Genomic DNA, 17,197 nt, shown 5'->3' with positions numbered 1-17,197 from the left:
TTAATTAAACACTAGACATGCTTATGACTGCATGAATATTATCCATTTCGTCAAATGTTGTTGCAAAAGTGAATTAACAGGCAAGTTTTTTTATCTTTCAACCACTTAGTTTAAAGAAAAAAGTATTGTCTTTTGGAGTTTATAAATGCAGTCTTCACTTAAATATATACTGGCCATTGCCTCGACCATCGCGCTGAGCCAATCGCAAGCAGAGATGGTTCAGTCATCATTTACCAATGATAACGATAACTCTCGCCTAGCTGTGCGTGTCTTGAATAAAGATGCTGAAGGCTTCAACTCACACTTCTCAAATTTAAATAGCCTTTCAATCACTGAACGTTCAGGTGATAAAATTCGTCGCGAAACAATCGCTGCAAAAATTGAGATCCCTGAAGAAGAGCCTTCAGTGATTGAAAAGTTAAATACTGTTGCATCAAATACAGTCCGTAAGTTTAGTCAAACGGGTATGGCGTCTTGGTATGGTCGTCAGTTCCACGGTCGTAAAACAGCAAGCGGTGAAACATTCGATATGAATGCATTAACTGCAGCTCATCGTAGCTTGCCACTAAACTGCTTTATTCGTGTAACGAATAAAACCAATGGTAAAAGTGTTGTGGTTAAAGTAAATGACCGCGGCCCATTCCACGGTAACCGCGTGCTTGATCTTTCTTATGGTGCTGCTAAGCAACTGGGTATTACCAATGCAGGTACTGCAAAAGTCAGCATTGAACGTATTGATGGACCAAACTCTTAAGATTCTTTCCTACAGCATGCATTTGACAGCAAGGCCACAGTAATGTGGCTTTTTATTGTCCTATCTTTGCCTAATGTTTTACACAATCGTAAACAGCTCGATCTCCATCATTTGATCCCTCTCAGATACTTAGTTTGAATAAGATGCGAAATCTAATCGATCCGATTTTTTGAAGTGAGTGCGCTCACATTTTTACAGCGGTGGAAGACTAGCAGAATTAAATATTTTCTCAGCTCATTCTTATCTGATCAAAGCCAATTTTTCTGCCTACCCTGAACTGTAGTTTTATGCATTCGTCAAATTAGAATGATTTTATGAATTACCTAGTAAATTAAGCGCCATTTTTGCGATATTAGATTCACTATTGCCCTGCTTGTTTTATATAATTGAGTCAATTCTATGGACCAAAACGCAAAAGAAAACCTTCTTATTTCTTCAAAGTTCTCAAACCCCACCTCATTTGCTCTATTTTCAACTTTTTTAGTTCCCCAATCAAAGCTACGCCAATTTGATAGACATAGAAAAAATCGCAAATGGTGAGCATTTAGAGCAACACAAATTTAAAAGCAATGAAAAAGATCGGGCTCGCACACTTTTTTATCCTTTTTTCGGTATTTTATGGGCCTATTTGCTGATGAAATGCTAGAAATCGAATAATAGATTCAGACCATAAAAAAATCCTAAACTCAGCAAAATACTAAGCAATAATTTTCTCGTCAAAAGAGTGATTAACAACGTAAAAATTGCCCCATAAAAATAACTATTTTGAAGTATCCCTTTCCAGTGCCCGCCTTCGAAAAAAACCAGTGGCAAACAAATCGAAACCATCAGACAAGGCGCCGCATATTTCAGCATGCGTGTCGCAAATTTAGGCAGCCGAATTTGAGTTTTAGGCTCTAAAAATAAATACCGATTAAAAAAGGTGACACAGGTCAAACTCAAAACAAATAACCAGGTCATGTTTTAGTCCTCCGCTTGATCAAAGAGCGCAGCAACCCACATCCCACTAAATCCAGCCAGCAAAATAGCTGATCCTATTTCTAACCAACTCAAAATCAGCACCATGATCGATGAACTCACCACGCCATAAATTGCGGCCTTATTTTGAATCAACATCACCGCCATAACCAAGAACACCACCACAATTGAAAATTCTAAGTGGAGAGTTGAAAGATCAGGTACTTTATTTGCAAGCAAAATACCCATTAGACTAAACAACACCCAACTGACATAAAAGCTGAATCCTGCACCCAACATATAGGCATAAGACGGCTTTTCCTTTAGCATCGCGGTGGCGTAGAGTTCATCGGTCAGTAAAAAACCGATACTCAATCTTCTTTTGAGTGACCAAGGCTTCACCTCTTCTCTTAGACTCAGTGCATAAATAAAGTGCTGGCTGGTTAGAAAAAACACGGTGATCAGAATACTCAGTAAAGATGCACCCGTCATGAGCATACTCAAACTGACTAATTGTGCCGCACCTGCAAACACTAACGCCGAAATGCCTACAGCTTGCATGACACTCAGACCCGCATTAATCGCCGCTGAGCCAGCCAATATCCCCCATGGAATAACGGCGACTGAAAGCGGCAACATATCTTGCACACCACGGAAAAAACCTAAACTTTTTTGTTGGATCAATTGCGACTGCACAGCAGACTCCATTTTTCAACTCGCTAGAGTCAATATGCTGCATACCTTAGACGGCTTTCTTGTATGAAATTGCTGTTATTTTAAATTTTATGTGCCAGATATTGCGCAGGCGTACAGCCTAAAGACTTTTTAAAATGACGAGTGTAATGGCTTTGATCGGAGAAACCACAGAGTTGTGCGACTGTCGCAATCTCACAGCCTTGTTTGAGTAAATATAAAGATTTACGTAAACGAAACTGTACCAACCATGCATGAGGTGGAAGTCCAGTAAACTTTTTAAATTGACGCAGTAAATGCCATGGGCTCATCCCGACGACAGCAGCTAGCTCAGCCAGTTGATGCTCTCTTTCAGGTTCTGCAGCAAGTAGTTCTTGTACCAAGACCACTTTACGCTGTGCTTCGGGTAAGTCTTTTAATATTTTCTTAGATTGATTATAACGACTTAATAAATAGGCCAAAGTTGAAATATATAAGCTCTGTTTAAACAATGTATTTTTTGGCTGTAACAACAAATCGAACAGCAAATTCAATTGCTCGGCTAATCCTTCATCATGAACCACAGCTTGCGGAAACCACGGCATAGTACTGCTTCATGAAAAAAATCTTGGCTCACCTCTTGAATCATTTCAGGGGTCGGATAAATTGCCCGATAACACCAACCAGTTTCAACAGCAGAAGAACCCGTATGTACCTCATCAGCATTCACTAAAATAATGTCGCCTTGCGGTGCAATATGCTGATTCCCTGTGCGTAAAAAAGACTGCGCACCTTCATCAATTAAACCAATACAGTAGCCTTCATGGGTATGTTTTGAAAACTGCGTATGTTGATAGGAGGCTCTTAACATTTCAAGACCATCAAGTTCTTGAACATGATGGTAATTTAAAAATTCACTGGGTCTGATTTCGTGCATGAGTTAGCCTCTCCTGAACACTCAGCATACTGCGATTCAGCAAAACGTATAGAACAAAATTGCTCTACTACTGATAGGTTTTTCCTTGGTGCTTTAACCAACCACCTTCATGGCGCTGTTGTGGATCGTGATGTGTCCAGTGGATCACCCCGCCTTTTTCACTATATTCGTATTCACCATTGAAACCAACGATATCCCCTTTTTGTAAGCGTTCAATACGGGGTGCTAAATCAATATTATGTGCAATCAAAACCGTCATTGCATTAGGAAGTTCTACAATAAATTTTTGATGACGAGAACCGTCATTATCATCTTTAAGCACAGCCACAACACGCCCTTGTGATTGAACTTGAATATTACTTTTCCGGCTTTGAAACGCTTGGGCAATTTTTGCTGTGCCATCAAATACTTGATTTTGCGGTTTACTGGTCTGTGTAGAGGGCTCTACCGCGACTGATGGTGTTGATGTTTGTAATTGATTTTCTTGAAGATCGATTCCGAAATATGCAGCAATCAATAGTATGATCACCGCGCCAATACTCAGGTTGGTTTTGTTGGCCACTTATCTACTTCCTCGTTTTATTTTTATTAATTGTATAAAAAAAGCCCCAAAGGGGCTTTTTTACTCAAAATAATTTTTCAATTATTTTGCAGCAGCTTGAGCAGCAGCAACTTCTTCAGCGAAAGAAAGTTCAGCTTTTTTCTCAATACCTTCACCCACTTCAAAGCGAGCGAATTGAACAACTGTAGTACCAGTTGCTTTAAGAACGTCCGCAACTTTCTTGTCGTTGTCGATTACGTACATTTGACGATCAAGAGCAACTTCGTTCAAGTATTTCTCAACTGAACCAGTGACCATTTTCTCAACGATGTTTGCAGGCTTACCAGATTCGATTGCTTTAGCTTCAGCAATTTCTTTCTCTTTAGCGATAAGTTCAGCAGATACACCTTCAGCAGAGATAGCAACTGGGTTGAATGCAGCAACGTGCATTGCAATACCTTTACCAGTCGCAGCATCACCTGTGTAAGATACAACAACACCGATTTTTAAACCGTGTTTGTAAACTGCAAGGTTTTCGCCTTCAATGATTTGAGCACGACGAACTTGGATGTTTTCACCGATTTTTTGAACAAGTGCAATACGCGCTTCTTCTACAGTTGCACCATCTTCAAGTTTCAATTCAGCAATTTTAGCAGCATCAGTTTCGCCAGCAGCTAACGCAGCAGCAGCAACTTGAGCAGAGAAACCAGCAAAGTTTTCGTCTTTAGCAACGAAGTCAGTTTGGCAGTTTACTTCTAAAAGAAGAGCTTTGTTACCGTCTTGAGCGATAGTGATTGCGCCATCAGCTGCAATGTTACCCGCTTTTTTAGCCGCTTTAGCTTGACCAGATTTACGAAGGTTATCAATCGCTAATTCGATGTCACCATTCGCTTCTGTTAATGCTTTTTTACATTCCATCATTGCAAGACCAGTACGATCGCGCAATTCTTTAACCATGCTTGCTGTAACTGCAGTCATGTCAATCTCCTAAATACGGTAGAAAATGAATTCTTTTTAGAACAGAAACGGCCCAGAGCTGTCTCTTGGGCCGTCTGCATACATGACGCTTACTTTGCCACCATCACATGTCGCAAAAATGACAAGCTTACGTCAAACGCATTAAGCCTCAGGAGCTTCTTTAGCTTCTTCAACTTTAGCTTGTGCATTTGCTTGTGATTGAGCATATTCTTTACCAGCAAGAATCGCATCAGCCATAGCAGAAGCATACAAAGTAACTGCACGGATCGCATCGTCATTACCCGGAATAACGTAGTCTACGTTATCTGGGTTAGAGTTTGTATCAACGATACCGATTACAGGAATACCAAGGTTTTTAGCTTCTTTAATTGCAATTGCTTCGTGATCAACGTCGATTACGAATAATGCGTCAGGTAAACCACCCATGTTCTTAACGCCGCCTAAAGCGCGTTCAAGTTTTTCCATCTCACGAGTACGCTCTAAAGCTTCACGTTTAGTAAGCTTAGCGAAAGTACCATCTTGAGATTGAGTTTGAAGGTCTTTAAGACGGTTGATAGATTGGCGAAGTGTTTTCCAGTTCGTCAACATACCACCTAACCAACGGTGATCAACATATGGTTGACCAGCACGTTGTGCTTGTTCACGGATGATGTTAGAAGCAGCACGTTTCGTACCAACAAACAATACTTTATTCTTTTTGCTAGCAAGGTTGTTAACAAAGTTCAAAGCATCATTTAACGCAGGAACAGTGTGCTCAAGGTTGATGATGTGAATTTTGTTACGCGCACCAAAGATGTATTGACGCATCTTTGGGTTCCAGAAACGTGTTTGGTGACCGAAGTGTGCGCCTGCTTGAAGAAGGTCGCGCATGCTTACGTTGTAATCTGCCATTTTCTTTACCTTAAAGTTTGGGTTAGGCCTCCATATATCCGCATCCTCCACCCTAACGGGCACCCAGAGAAATGTGTCGATATATGTGCGGATTTTATTGCCCCATCGCACAAAGCCCGTGAAATTTATTCACGAAAAAGCATTTGATAAAATGGGCGGCTATTTATACCATAGTCACACACAAATTTCCAAAAGTTTTTAGAGATCATGAACAGTACTTACGAAGCACCCCGTCGACTCATCAAAAGCGCTGAAGACATCGAAAAGATGCGTGTGGCTGGACGACTGGCGGCTGAAGTCTTGGATATGATCAAGCCACATATTAAACCAGGTGTGACTACACTTGAGTTAGATACGATTTGTCACGATTATATTGTCAATAAACAAGACGCAATTCCAGCATGTTTAGGTTACGGTGCAGCACCGGGTCGCCCTGCTTTCCAACATGTGATTTGTACTTCTGTAAACCATGTGGTCTGTCACGGCATTCCTTCAGATGCAAAAGTGTTGAAAAAAGGCGATATTTTAAATATTGATGTGACGGTCATTAAAGATGGTTTCCACGGCGATACCAACATGATGTACATCGTGGGTGGCGAAACTTCTATTCTTGCGAATCGTTTATGTAAAGTGGCACAAGAAGCAATGTACCGTGGAATAGCAACAGTGAAGCCGGGTTCAACCATTGGCGACATTGGTCATGCCATTCAACAATATGTCGAATCGGAACGTTTTGGTGTCGTGCGTGAATATTGTGGTCACGGTATTGGGACTGTGTTCCATGACGAACCTCAAGTCTTACACTATGGTCAGCCAAACTCAGGCATGATTTTAGAAGAAGGCATGACCTTTACCATTGAGCCAATGGTCAATGGTGGTGACTGGAAAACTAAATTATTGGGGGATAAATGGACGGTAGTGACCAAAGACCATAGTTTGTCTGCACAGTATGAACATACGTTGTTGGTCACTAAAAACGGGGTTGAAGTGTTAACTGCACGTCCTGAAGAAGATTTATCACGTTTTCAGTCTTAAATAATGTCATTGGCATGAAATATGATGCCATCTGTCAAAAAGACCACCTACTGGTGGTCTTTTTTATGACTAAGCAAATATTGGATTTGAAATTTATTCTTTATTTTACAAATATATAGAATCAAAAAACACTCAACTGTAGCGCTCTATTACATTCATTCATCTGTAACAAAGATTGCAAGCTAGTAACACGATCACACAAAACGGGTTTTGACATTCACAAATGTCAAAAACACATGTCCCTCAAAAACAACAGCTTTATCGTAGCAGCAACCTTAATAATACGCTCTATAAAAACGAATAGCTAATTTGGACATGGAGTCCCAGAATGAAAAAAACATTGCTTTGTGTAGCAACGTCTATTACTGCTTTACCTATGCTTACACATGCAGATTCACCTTATTTTAGTCTACAAGATGGTGATGGATTTAAACGCTTTTCTGTATCGGTCGGTGCTTTACACGTCATGCCACAAGGTAAAGCTCAACCCTTCCGAGTTAACACATCAGTTAAAGAAGGTGAAACTGCAAAAGTTGGAGATATCAAAGCACAAACGGTGCTCGACAATATCAAGCCAGGAAGTAGCGTCAATCCTCTCTTAAAAGCTACTCTTGATGGGCTAGCTTTAATTAATGCTGATGTCCCCTCAGCATTAAGTGGGACTGCTGAAATCCGTGGACTCAGTCAATGGGATAATCCAGGTACGGGTTTAGAAGCCGATGATGTCACCACATTGGGCATCATGACTAATTACTTTTTTACCGACAATATTTCTTTTGAAATGAAAGCAGGGATTCCACCGAAAGTCGACTTACAAGGTAAAGGCAAAATTTATGCGCCTTTTTCAGCAACTGCAACACCTATGGGCGGAGCTTTAGGCAATTTAGAACTTGAAAATGATATTTTCATTACCGATTTGGAAGCACACGGCCCTGCGGCATCTGCACGTGCATGGACACCTGCTTTCGAGTTCCAATATCACTTTGGTAAAACAGGGGTGAATAAATTCCGTCCGTATGTCGGTGTTGGAATGATGTATGCCTACTTTAATGAGCTGGAAATTAACCCACAAACTGAAAAAGACTTGATTGCAGCAGGCCATATGATTGCCAATATTAAAGAAGGCAATGCTGGCGCATCACTTGAAGGGAAAAAAAGTTCAGCCAATCCCAAAGTTAAGCTAGAAGCAACCGATGCCTTCGCCCCTATTGCAACCGTCGGTTTCACCTATGACTTTAATGATAAATGGTTTGCTGTCGGTTCCGTGTCCTATGCTCATCTTAAAAATGAAACCACGATCACCGTCAAAGATGCTACGCACGGTGAACTAATCAAATCTACAGCCGATATTGAAATTAACCCCATTCTGGCTTATGCAGGTGTCGGCTACCGGTTCTAAGCTTCAAACAACTACCAAAAAGACGACACCAAGTCGTCTTTTTTCATGAATATTCATTGTTTTTATTGATCAAATAGTCAATTTTTTATCATCGCTTTCAGCAAATAATTCACTTAATATAGCGAACTCTAAGCTCATTTTTTGGTTGAAATATGTCAGAAACTCGTTTTTCCAAACCGCTGATTTATATGCTCATTGGAAGTGCAATAATTCTGGCATTATCACTGGGTGTCCGACATGGCTTTGGACTCTACCTTGTGCCTATGAGTGATGAGTTTAGCTGGGGACATAATGTTTTTAGTCTAGCGATTGCGATGCAAAACCTGATTTGGGGCGCTGCGCAGCCCTTTACAGGCGCATTAGCAGATAAATATGGCTCTAAAATTGTGGTTGCCGTCGGTGGTGTGTTGTATACCATTGGTTTGCTGCTCATGGCAGTCAGCTCTACGGGTTGGTTACTCAACTTAAGTGTCGGTCTTATTTTGGGCCTAGCATTATCTGCGACCTCTTTCTCTGTATTATTATCCGCGGTGGGTCGTGCTGCACCGCCTGAAAAACGTAGCCTTGCTATGGGTATTGCCAGTGCAGCGGGTTCTTTTGGGCAGTTCATTATGCTGCCGTCAACCTTACTGCTGTTACAAAACTTTGGCTGGTCTGCGGCGTTGGTCGTTAGTGCACTTTTAATTGCGATGATTGTTCCGCTGGCTTGGATGCTCAAAGCTCCCGCCTTTGTTGTACCGAATGCGTCAACCAACCAAGTTCAGCTCAGTTTTAAAGATATTTTAGTCATTGCGAAAAACCATAAACCATTTTGGTTCCTATCACTTGGTTTTTTGGTCTGTGGCTTTCAAGTGGTCTTTATAGGTATCCATTTACCTGGCTATTTGATTGACCATGGTTTTAATGCAACCACAGGAACCATTTTTTTAGCGCTGGTCGGTTTATTTAATATCGTTGGTACTTACACTGCGGGCTGGCTAGGTGGGAAATATTCTAAACCAAAGTTACTGATGGGCTTATATGGACTCAGAGGCATTGCCATTATTGCCTTTTTGATGCTCCCGCTCAGCACATTCACCATCTATAGCTTTGGTGTAGTGATGGGTTTATTATGGTTATCTACAGTGCCTTTGACCAACGGTATTGTGGCCAATATGTTTGGTATTAAATATCTGAGCATGCTGAGCGGCATCGTGTTCTTTACTCATCAAGTCGGTTCATTTTTCGGTGGATGGCTAGGTGGTGTGAACCATGACGTGACAGGTAATTATGACTTGATTTGGCTGTTCTCTATTATTCTGAGTGTTTTTGGCGTACTGGTACATTTCTTTGTCGATGAAAAGGCGGTTGTCCATGACTAATTCATTTTTATGGCTCAAATGCGGTATCGGCATTAGTATTATTGCGTTGTTTGCTCTGGCGATTAGCCTTTGGCTGAATACGCCTGACCTGTTTGAGTATTTTAATCAGGCATTTTGCGCACATTAAATCTGCATATTTTGAGCTCAATATTTCATTATAAAAGAAAAGCAATATAATCATCAGCTTAGTATTTTTTAAATTTTTTCATAAGTTTAGAACTTCTTTTAATTTTAAGATTACACATATTTTGATTACATTTTCTCTAGACCCTATATCTAGAGAAAATAATCAAAATGACCGCATTAACTCAACTTTCACAAGCGATTCATGATGCCCCGCGTTGGCATCAACCTGAACAATTTCAAAATCCAGAAGAAATACAAATTATCCCACTGGCGGAAGAAGCCTTAGGTGCTGTGGTTTTTGGTTTAGATGCCCGTAAAGCCCAAGCAGGAGAGACCATCTATCGCTTAAAACAAGCTTTGGCTGAACATCTGATTTTAATTTTTAAAAACCAAACTTTGGATGATCTGCAATATTTAGCCTTTGCCAGCTATTTTGGTTCTATTTTCCGCCCAAGTGCAGACAATCCTGTGCTGGCTAGCCAGACTGACACTGGTGTTCCACCCGATGTGGTTCCTGTTTCCAATGCGGTCGGTCAAGGCAACTACACCGGCCATGGCGAACTCACCCCACATGCCGATCACCAGTGGACACCGCTTCCCTCTTTTGGCTCTCTGCTCTATGCCCTTGAGCTTCCTCAAGACGGCGGACAAACCTCTTGGTTCAATACCATCAAAGCTTATGATGCACTTCCCGATGACGTCAAAAAGCAGATCGACCAGCTACAGCTGATTACTTATAACCCATTCGTCCGTGCGCAAAGTAATACAGGCAATACGGGTTATGGAGACAGCCCTTATTATCGCTTTAAAGATCAACCCATTTTAGGTCATGCCTATCCTCATCCCTTAGTCCGCACACATCCAGAATCTGGGCGTAAAGCGCTTTGGCTCAATACCCGTTCGGAAGTTGAATTACTCAATGTCGATGATAGCGAAGGCAGTGAACTGATTGCTGCCCTCCATGCGCACATCCTCAAACCTGAGTTTCGTTATGAACATCACTGGGAAACTGGAGATATTGTCTTTTGGGATAATCAGGTGACACTACATTCACGTCGTCCCTTTCCTGTCGATCAACGTCGCTTACTCAAACGTATTAGTCTTGCAGGTGGACGTCCTTACTAAGCGATAAATAAAATGAATAATTGATTGGTATGACACCAAAATGTCACGATTGTTTTAGATAATCTGTTAAAAAACCAATAAAAAAGCCCATCGTTTGATGGGCTTTTTTATTTCTATGACTTAAGCATTGCGTTTAGCAAAATCATCCATAAAATTCACTAGCGCTTGAACGCCTTCTAGTGGAACTGCGTTATAAATACTTGCGCGCATCCCACCAACTGAGCGGTGACCCGCAAGATTCAACAAATGGTTTTCTTCAGCTTCTTTAAGGAAAAGTTTTTCTAAGTCTGGATTCGCCAAAGTAAACGGCACATTCATAATTGAACGGTTTTGCACAGCAATTGGGTTTGCATAAAAATCACTTGCATCGATATAACCATAAAGCAGTTTTGCCTTTTCAAGGTTCACTTTATGGATCGCCTCAACACCACCTTGTTCAAGCAACCATTCAAACACTAAACCTGATAAGTACCAAGCATAGGTCGACGGTGTATTGACCATCGAATCATTCTTCGCTTGCGAAGCGTATTTCAAAATGCTTGGAATTTCAGGTTTGGCTTGATCTAGCAGATCTTCACGAACAATAACCAAGGTTAAACCCGCTGGGCCAATGTTCTTTTGCGCGCCTGCATAAATGATACCAAATTTAGTCACATCAACAGGTGCAGACAAAATACTTGAAGACAGGTCTGCAACCAATGGCGCATTGGTTTCTGGAATAGCCGAAAACTGAAGACCACCAATCGTTTCATTGTCTACATAATGCACATAAGCCGCATCTTGAGATAAGTTCCAAGTGCTTGAGTCTGCAATGGCAAGTTTTCCATCAATTTGCGTACCCGCTTCAATGACGTTGATATCGCCATAGCGCTGCGCTTCTTTCAGTGCTTTCTCAGACCAAATTCCAGTATGGATATAGTCCGCTTTGCTGTTTTTACCCAACAAATTTAAAGGAATCGCGGAGAACTGAAGTGAAGCACCACCTTGAAGGAACAAGACTTTATAGTTCTCTGGAATGTTCATGAGTTTACGTAAATCTGCTTCTGCTTTTTCAGCCACAGCAACATAGTCTTTACTACGGTGACTCATTTCCATGATGGAAAGACCTTTGCCTTGCCAGTCAAGCATTTCAGCTTGTGCTTTTTCTAAAACGGCAGTAGGTAATGCAGCAGGACCAGCACAGAAGTTGTACGCGCGCATGATTTTTCCTTTCAAAGTGAAACACAATAAAATGATCGCATTTAACCACAGATAGCCAGTGCTTGCAGTAAATTCAACTGAAAATATTTCAATGTAATCTCACCTTTACAGTCAAAAACTCAATCAAGATCAACGATCCAGTTTGAACTCAGCACTGCTCAATCAATTACAGCAGCACTTTCCGATTCACCAAAGCTCAAACGAAAGCATTTCCTTTGCTTAAAAATGTCGCTAATCTATTGATATACATTTGCAAATTAAACAATTCAGTAACTGAGTCAGCATTCAGAACAGTTAGATTATGCGTATAATGTGCAAAAACATAGAAAAGAGTCGTGCTCATGCCACAAAGACTATTCAACATGCTTAATATACCAGCCAACAAATTCTTATTGCGTACATCACTGCCATCAATCTTGTCATTAAGCATGTTTGGTCTCAGTCTCGGAATCAGCTCAACAATTTTTGCTGCATCTATCAGCTATCAACAAGCTGAGCAAAGTGTGTTACAAGACTCGTATAGCACACAGGCCACCCAAGCCTTACAACAAGCCTCAAAACTAGAGGCTGAAGCGGTCAAAGGTTTGGGGCTCCCCCGTATTGATCTGAACGTACGTGCTTATGCTTTTCATAATGAGCTCGATGTGCCTCTGGGTGCACTCAAAAATAATTTAGAACACACACTTTCTCAAAACATTAATGACCGTATAAATCAACAAAATTTACCACCTAATATTTCTGACCCTTTAAAAGAAGGTATTAATCAAACCATCCATAATGGTGTCGGGCTTATTCCAGACAACTCTCAAATTACCTTAGAAGATCAAGTCATACGCCCGACGATTTCTGCAATGATGCCGCTTTATACAGGTGGGTTAACCTCAAGTGCAAAACAAGTCGCCAATATCAAAGCAAAACGTAGCGAACTCAATACGAAACAACAGCAAGACCTACAACGCTTTGAGCTGATTCAAGCCTATTTCAATGTTCAACTGCAAAAACAGTTACTCGCGTCTAGCCAATATAATTGGCATGCGATGCAAAAACACTATGACAATGCACTTAAACTTGAACAACAGGGCTTTATTAGTAAAGGCCAGCGCATGCAATTTGAAGTGGCAAAAAACAATGCACAGCGCAGTGAACAAGCCAGTCAGGCCAATTTAAAAGCCAGTTTATTTCAACTGAATAACCTTTTGCAAAGCAGCCAAATTACTGAGCTCACCACACCACTCTTTATTAACAGTACCCAAAACCAAGATTTAAATACTCTACTCAAGTCATATGCAGATCAATCGGCTTTAGTACAAAAACTGCAAATGGACACCCAACTGGCACAAGCCAATGTCACCGCACAAAACGCCGCCAAGAAACCACATATTTTTGCCTTTGGTGAATACAGTCTAGACGATAAAAATAACTGGATCGTTGGCTTAGCCGCACAGTACAATCTGTTCTCAGGCATTGATAAAAACAAAAATGTCCAAGCAGCAGAGTTACAACGCTACGCTTCTGAACTGATGACAGCACGGACTAAACAAGAAATTGAAAATGTGATTTATAAATCGTATAGCGAAGCCACCACAGCGCAGCAAAGTGATCAGTTATTACAGCAAAATATAAAAGCAGCGCAAGAAAATTTACGTATACAAGAACTGTCCTTTAAAGAAGATATGGGAACAGCGACCCAAGTGATCGATGCACAAAATATGCTCAGTGCTTTAAAAGCAGAAACCGCACTGAATGCCTATAAATATGTCATGTCACTGGCGACGCTTCTACAAAGTCATGGTTCGATCCATCAGTTCCAAACCTATCTTCTGCAACCCAATACGCGATTTATTCGTTAATTCTTTGATGAGAGCCATTTAATGAATCAAGATCAAAACCAATCTGATCCGCAAAAACCTGAAAAACAAGAAGATCAAGTGGAGCCATCAACAGAGGAATTAACCACAAATAATACTCAAGAACAGGCACAGACTGAGCCAGCATCAGCCAATACAAACCCCGAGCAAAAGTCCAAAGCGATCAAGCTGATTGGGGGGCTTGCTCTCATTATTCTATTCATCGTGATTGCTTTTGGACTGTGGAAGGCCTATCAACCGAAAACGGTTGAAATCCAAGGTCGGGTTGAGGCAGAAACGATCCATGTTAGCACCAAAGTGCCAAGTCGAATTGATGAAATTTATGTACATGACGGACAGAAGATCAGCAAAAACCAAGAACTCGTTCGACTGTATAGCCCAGAAGTCGATGCCAAAAAACAGCAAGCATTGGCCAGCTTACAGGCTGCTTTAGCACTCCAGTCCACCGCTGACCGTGGCTCTCAGGAAGAAAATATTGCAAGTTTATACGCCAACTGGCAAGCACTGAAAGCACAGCAAACTTTGGCACAAACCACCTATCAACGTGGTACAAACTTGTATCAACAAGGTGTCATCTCACGCCAACGTCGCGATGAAATGCATGCTGCGGCACAATCAGCTGCTCAAATGACAGAAGCCGCATATCAACAATATGCTCGGGCTGAACGTGGCAGCACCCCACAACAAAAAAGTTCAGCAGATGCGCAAGTGCAAATTGCAAAAGCAGCTGTTGCTGAAGTCAATGCACTTGAAGCTGAAACCAAACTACTTTCACCCATTGACGGTACCGTGTCTAAAACCTATGGCAAACCCTCTGAATTGGTGGCGATGGGGGTGCCGATTGTCAGTATTATTCAAGATCACGAGCTTTGGGTATCACTGAATATTCGTGAAGACCAATACGCCAACATCTATCAAGCAAAACAAATTGAAGGCTTTATTCCAGCCTTAAATCTACATACCCACTTTAATATTAAGAATATTGATGCCGAAGGCGAATTTGCCACCATTAAGACCACACGCCAAACAGGAGGCTATGACATTCGTAGCTTTAAAGTTCATTTGACGCCTGCGCAAGCCATTCCAGACCTAAAAGTTGGCATGAGTGTGTTGTTTAAAGTCAAAGAGAGCAAATAATGCTAAGTGGGCTACTGCGGGAACTGAACTATTTACTGAAGCATAAGTGGGATCTATGTTTAGTCACGCTTGCCCCACTGTTTATCATCGTGCTGTTTTCCAGCATGTTTGCCCAAGGTAAACCCGAACATTTGCCTATTGCGATTATTGACCAAGACCAAAGTGAACTGAGCCAAAATATACAGCGCTACTTGAGACTCAACCATACTTTAGATGTCGCCATCGTCAGTGATCAAAATGCCGAAGTTGAAAAGTTGCTGAACCAAACCAAAGTTTGGGGTTACGTCAGTATTCCCCATGGTGCCGAACAACGTTTTGTTCAAGCTAAAGATGCTGAAATCAGCATTGCCTATAACCAAAGTTACTTTAGTGTGGGGAACACCATTTCATCAGCTATGTTACTCAGCACAGTTGAAGCCATGGCAGACTATGCTGGTGAAAGCTATTTAGAAAATACTATTCCTTATTTAGATGTACCTACACCACACGTTAAAATTTCGACCTTATACAACCCAAATTTGAGTTATGAGTTCTATTTAGAACCCTTTATGATTCCTGCGATTTTGCATTTACTACTCTGCTGCTGTGTCGCATTTTCAGTCGGTCAAGAATTTAAGTTTCATACAGCGCAAAATTGGCTAAACAACCAATCTGCTTTTAAAGCCATCCTCACGAAAAACCTGACCTATGTACTTATTTTTAGCTTATGGACATGGGCGTGGATGTTTTGGCTGATTGAGATTCGCGGTTGGTTTGTTGCAGGTCAACTTTGGTTGATCATGTTGGCACAGCTTTTATTTTATAGTGCCTATGCCTTGATCAGTAGCACCATTGTTTTAGCCACCAATAACTTATCCAAAACCTTTGGTTTAATTGCTGTGTACGGCGGCTCATCACTCAGTTTTGCAGGAGTGACGCTCCCCTTAAATAACGCACCACTGTTTACCAAATTTTGGGCCAATATTATCCCTTACACACCTTATGCCAAACTACAAACCGAACAATGGGTCATTGGTAGCCCAATCAGTTCATCGCTGTTACCTTTACTCATACTTATCCTCTATGTGGTCTTTTACGCTTTGACCTCTATCCTGCTCCTCAAAAAAAGAATCAAAGGAGCAGTGTCATGAAGTCATTTTTGCACTATTACATCAAGACATTTAAAGACATTATCGCCAATCAGTCGATTTTAACCACGCTCATCCTCTCGGTGATTTTCTATAGTGCTTTCTATCCGACTGCCTACAAAGCACAGCAAGCAGAAGCTTTGCCGATTGTGATTGTGGATGAAGAACAAAGTATCGTGACCAATAACATCATTCAGCAAGTTTCGCTCAGTCCAAATGTTGAAGTGAAAGCTGTGACAGGCAATTTCCTCGATGCTGAAAATATGATTAAACAACAGCAAGCCGATGGTATTTTGCTCTTACCCGAAAATCTTTCCAATAGTCTTCGGCATGGCGAAGTCGGTGGGATTGGGCTCTATCTCAGCGCGGCAAACTTTTTAAAAACCAAGCAAATTGGACTAGGTCTGGCCACCTCAATTGAAAATACTGTACGTGAGCATGTGGAAAAATTTGGCAATATTTCGCACTTTTCTCCAGCCATTTCCATTCATCAAACGCCGCTTTTTAACACCATGTCGGGTTATGGCAGTTATATTTTCCCCGCCATTGCTCCGCTGATTATTCATCAAACCATCGTGCTCGGTTTAGGAATGTTATTGGCCGGATACCGCGAACAGAAATGGCGACCAACGACGACAGAATTTTTTGCGATTTTTTGCGCCATTCTGACCATTGGTATGCTCGGTTGTTTATATTTATTTGGCTTTATTTATTGGTTAAATGACTACCCACATGGAGGAAATTTTAGTGGCATGTTACTGGCCGTGCCGATTTTTATAGGCTGTATCGTGGCTTTAGGCATGTTGATTTCAACATTTTTCGATATGCCTGAGCGTGCAGGACATGTCATTGTATTTACCTCTATTCCGCTATTTCTACTTTCAGGAACAGCATGGCCACACGCCGCAATGCCGGTTTGGATGCAACACTTGGGCAATGTTTTGCCATCGACCCAAGGGATTCAAATGTTTATTCAACTGAACCAAATGGGTGTACCAACTGCACTTATTCTGTCGAAACTACTCTATCTCTTTGTGTTTGGTATAGTTTGCGCAGCATTTGCTTATTGGCGTCTCAAGCATCGCTAAA

General features: G+C 41.3%; 16 protein-coding genes and 1 pseudogene. 10 read left to right on the top strand and 7 right to left on the bottom strand.

Annotated features, from left to right (window positions below; translation table 11 throughout):
• Positions 1-145 precede the first annotated feature (145 nt).
• On the top strand, positions 146-754 hold the full coding sequence (locus AC5EUN_RS04240; RefSeq protein ID WP_058951689.1) for a septal ring lytic transglycosylase RlpA family protein: 609 nt from the start codon (positions 146-148) through the stop codon (positions 752-754).
• Between the two features lie 642 nt (positions 755-1,396).
• Here the strand turns inward: AC5EUN_RS04240 and AC5EUN_RS04235 are convergent.
• From AC5EUN_RS04235 to rpsB, 6 genes and pseudogenes are all read right to left on the bottom strand, one after another.
• Complete coding sequence (locus tag AC5EUN_RS04235; RefSeq protein ID WP_010327208.1) at positions 1,397-1,714, bottom strand: AzlD domain-containing protein; 318 nt, start codon at positions 1,712-1,714, stop codon at positions 1,397-1,399.
• A 3-nt stretch (positions 1,715-1,717) separates the two neighbouring features.
• Positions 1,718-2,419, bottom strand: coding sequence for an AzlC family ABC transporter permease (locus AC5EUN_RS04230; protein ID WP_010327209.1), 702 nt, complete (start codon positions 2,417-2,419; stop codon positions 1,718-1,720).
• A gap of 68 nt (positions 2,420-2,487) precedes the next feature.
• A pseudogene (locus AC5EUN_RS04225) lies at positions 2,488-3,320 on the bottom strand (AraC family transcriptional regulator).
• A gap of 67 nt (positions 3,321-3,387) precedes the next feature.
• Positions 3,388-3,882: a DUF3465 domain-containing protein gene (locus AC5EUN_RS04220; protein ID WP_010327210.1), complete on the bottom strand. Its 495-nt coding sequence runs from the start codon at positions 3,880-3,882 to the stop codon at positions 3,388-3,390.
• A gap of 81 nt (positions 3,883-3,963) precedes the next feature.
• Positions 3,964-4,839 (bottom strand): translation elongation factor Ts, encoded by an 876-nt coding sequence (gene tsf / locus AC5EUN_RS04215; protein ID WP_004695824.1) that lies wholly within the window; start codon positions 4,837-4,839, stop codon positions 3,964-3,966.
• A 141-nt stretch (positions 4,840-4,980) separates the two neighbouring features.
• Positions 4,981-5,730 carry a 30S ribosomal protein S2 gene (gene rpsB, locus AC5EUN_RS04210; protein ID WP_004982536.1) on the bottom strand — a complete coding sequence of 250 codons (750 nt, stop codon included), beginning with the start codon at positions 5,728-5,730 and terminating at the stop codon, positions 4,981-4,983.
• 207 nt (positions 5,731-5,937) lie between these two features.
• Here rpsB and map point away from each other — a divergent pair, with 207 nt between their 5' ends.
• From map to AC5EUN_RS04185, 5 genes are all read left to right on the top strand, one after another.
• Positions 5,938-6,765, top strand: coding sequence for a type I methionyl aminopeptidase (map, locus tag AC5EUN_RS04205; protein WP_004695821.1), 828 nt, complete (start codon positions 5,938-5,940; stop codon positions 6,763-6,765).
• Positions 6,766-7,093: 328 nt separating this feature from the next.
• A complete protein-coding gene (locus tag AC5EUN_RS04200; protein ID WP_010327212.1) occupies positions 7,094-8,164 on the top strand; it encodes an OmpW/AlkL family protein in 1,071 nt (356 codons plus the stop codon).
• 152 nt (positions 8,165-8,316) lie between these two features.
• Positions 8,317-9,525: an MFS transporter gene (locus AC5EUN_RS04195; RefSeq protein ID WP_130234924.1), complete on the top strand. Its 1,209-nt coding sequence runs from the start codon at positions 8,317-8,319 to the stop codon at positions 9,523-9,525.
• Positions 9,518-9,652, top strand: coding sequence for a hypothetical protein (locus AC5EUN_RS04190; protein WP_004982541.1), 135 nt, complete (start codon positions 9,518-9,520; stop codon positions 9,650-9,652). The genes AC5EUN_RS04195 and AC5EUN_RS04190 overlap by 8 nt, the downstream gene beginning before the upstream one ends.
• Positions 9,653-9,819: 167 nt before the next feature.
• The gene (locus tag AC5EUN_RS04185; protein ID WP_130234923.1) at positions 9,820-10,776 is read left to right on the top strand and encodes a TauD/TfdA dioxygenase family protein; all 957 of its coding nucleotides are present in this window, start codon (positions 9,820-9,822) and stop codon (positions 10,774-10,776) included.
• A gap of 120 nt (positions 10,777-10,896) precedes the next feature.
• Here AC5EUN_RS04185 and serC read toward each other — a convergent pair whose 3' ends face one another.
• Positions 10,897-11,976, bottom strand: coding sequence for a 3-phosphoserine/phosphohydroxythreonine transaminase (serC, locus tag AC5EUN_RS04180; RefSeq protein ID WP_010327215.1), 1,080 nt, complete (start codon positions 11,974-11,976; stop codon positions 10,897-10,899).
• 362 nt (positions 11,977-12,338) lie between these two features.
• Between serC and AC5EUN_RS04175 the strand changes: the two genes are divergently transcribed.
• From AC5EUN_RS04175 to AC5EUN_RS04160, 4 genes are read left to right on the top strand one after another with little or no spacing between them, the layout of a single operon-like run.
• On the top strand, positions 12,339-13,826 hold the full coding sequence (locus tag AC5EUN_RS04175) for a TolC family protein (protein ID WP_130234977.1): 1,488 nt from the start codon (positions 12,339-12,341) through the stop codon (positions 13,824-13,826).
• Positions 13,827-13,847: 21 nt separating this feature from the next.
• Positions 13,848-14,981, top strand: coding sequence for an HlyD family secretion protein (locus AC5EUN_RS04170; protein ID WP_130234922.1), 1,134 nt, complete (start codon positions 13,848-13,850; stop codon positions 14,979-14,981).
• Positions 14,981-16,111, top strand: coding sequence for an ABC transporter permease (locus tag AC5EUN_RS04165; protein WP_130234921.1), 1,131 nt, complete (start codon positions 14,981-14,983; stop codon positions 16,109-16,111). The genes AC5EUN_RS04170 and AC5EUN_RS04165 overlap by 1 nt, the downstream gene beginning before the upstream one ends.
• The gene (locus tag AC5EUN_RS04160) at positions 16,108-17,196 is read left to right on the top strand and encodes an ABC transporter permease (RefSeq protein WP_130234920.1); all 1,089 of its coding nucleotides are present in this window, start codon (positions 16,108-16,110) and stop codon (positions 17,194-17,196) included. Before AC5EUN_RS04165 ends, AC5EUN_RS04160 begins: the two co-directional genes overlap by 4 nt.
• Position 17,197 lies beyond the last annotated feature (1 nt).

Source organism: Acinetobacter sp. CAU_H_S170_2, from assembly GCF_058890445.1.
Note: the sequence above shows the minus strand (reverse complement) of the source record. Positions and strands in the feature narration are given on the sequence as shown.

Bases quoted from the DNA above. Each gene is read 5' to 3' on its own strand.
- AC5EUN_RS04240 (WP_058951689.1), top strand. From the start codon at position 146: ATGCAGTCTTCACTTAAATATATACTGGCCATTGCCTCGACCATCGCG.
- AC5EUN_RS04235 (WP_010327208.1), bottom strand. From the start codon at position 1,714: ATGACCTGGTTATTTGTTTTGAGTTTGACCTGTGTCACCTTTTTTAAT.
- AC5EUN_RS04230 (WP_010327209.1), bottom strand. From the start codon at position 2,419: ATGGAGTCTGCTGTGCAGTCGCAATTGATCCAACAAAAAAGTTTAGGT.
- tsf (WP_004695824.1), bottom strand. From the start codon at position 4,839: ATGACTGCAGTTACAGCAAGCATGGTTAAAGAATTGCGCGATCGTACT.
- rpsB (WP_004982536.1), bottom strand. From the start codon at position 5,730: ATGGCAGATTACAACGTAAGCATGCGCGACCTTCTTCAAGCAGGCGCA.
- map (WP_004695821.1), top strand. From the start codon at position 5,938: ATGAACAGTACTTACGAAGCACCCCGTCGACTCATCAAAAGCGCTGAA.
- AC5EUN_RS04200 (WP_010327212.1), top strand. From the start codon at position 7,094: ATGAAAAAAACATTGCTTTGTGTAGCAACGTCTATTACTGCTTTACCT.
- AC5EUN_RS04195 (WP_130234924.1), top strand. From the start codon at position 8,317: ATGTCAGAAACTCGTTTTTCCAAACCGCTGATTTATATGCTCATTGGA.
- AC5EUN_RS04190 (WP_004982541.1), top strand. From the start codon at position 9,518: ATGACTAATTCATTTTTATGGCTCAAATGCGGTATCGGCATTAGTATT.
- AC5EUN_RS04185 (WP_130234923.1), top strand. From the start codon at position 9,820: ATGACCGCATTAACTCAACTTTCACAAGCGATTCATGATGCCCCGCGT.
- serC (WP_010327215.1), bottom strand. From the start codon at position 11,976: ATGCGCGCGTACAACTTCTGTGCTGGTCCTGCTGCATTACCTACTGCC.
- AC5EUN_RS04175 (WP_130234977.1), top strand. From the start codon at position 12,339: ATGCTTAATATACCAGCCAACAAATTCTTATTGCGTACATCACTGCCA.
- AC5EUN_RS04170 (WP_130234922.1), top strand. From the start codon at position 13,848: ATGAATCAAGATCAAAACCAATCTGATCCGCAAAAACCTGAAAAACAA.
- AC5EUN_RS04165 (WP_130234921.1), top strand. From the start codon at position 14,981: ATGCTAAGTGGGCTACTGCGGGAACTGAACTATTTACTGAAGCATAAG.
- AC5EUN_RS04160 (WP_130234920.1), top strand. From the start codon at position 16,108: ATGAAGTCATTTTTGCACTATTACATCAAGACATTTAAAGACATTATC.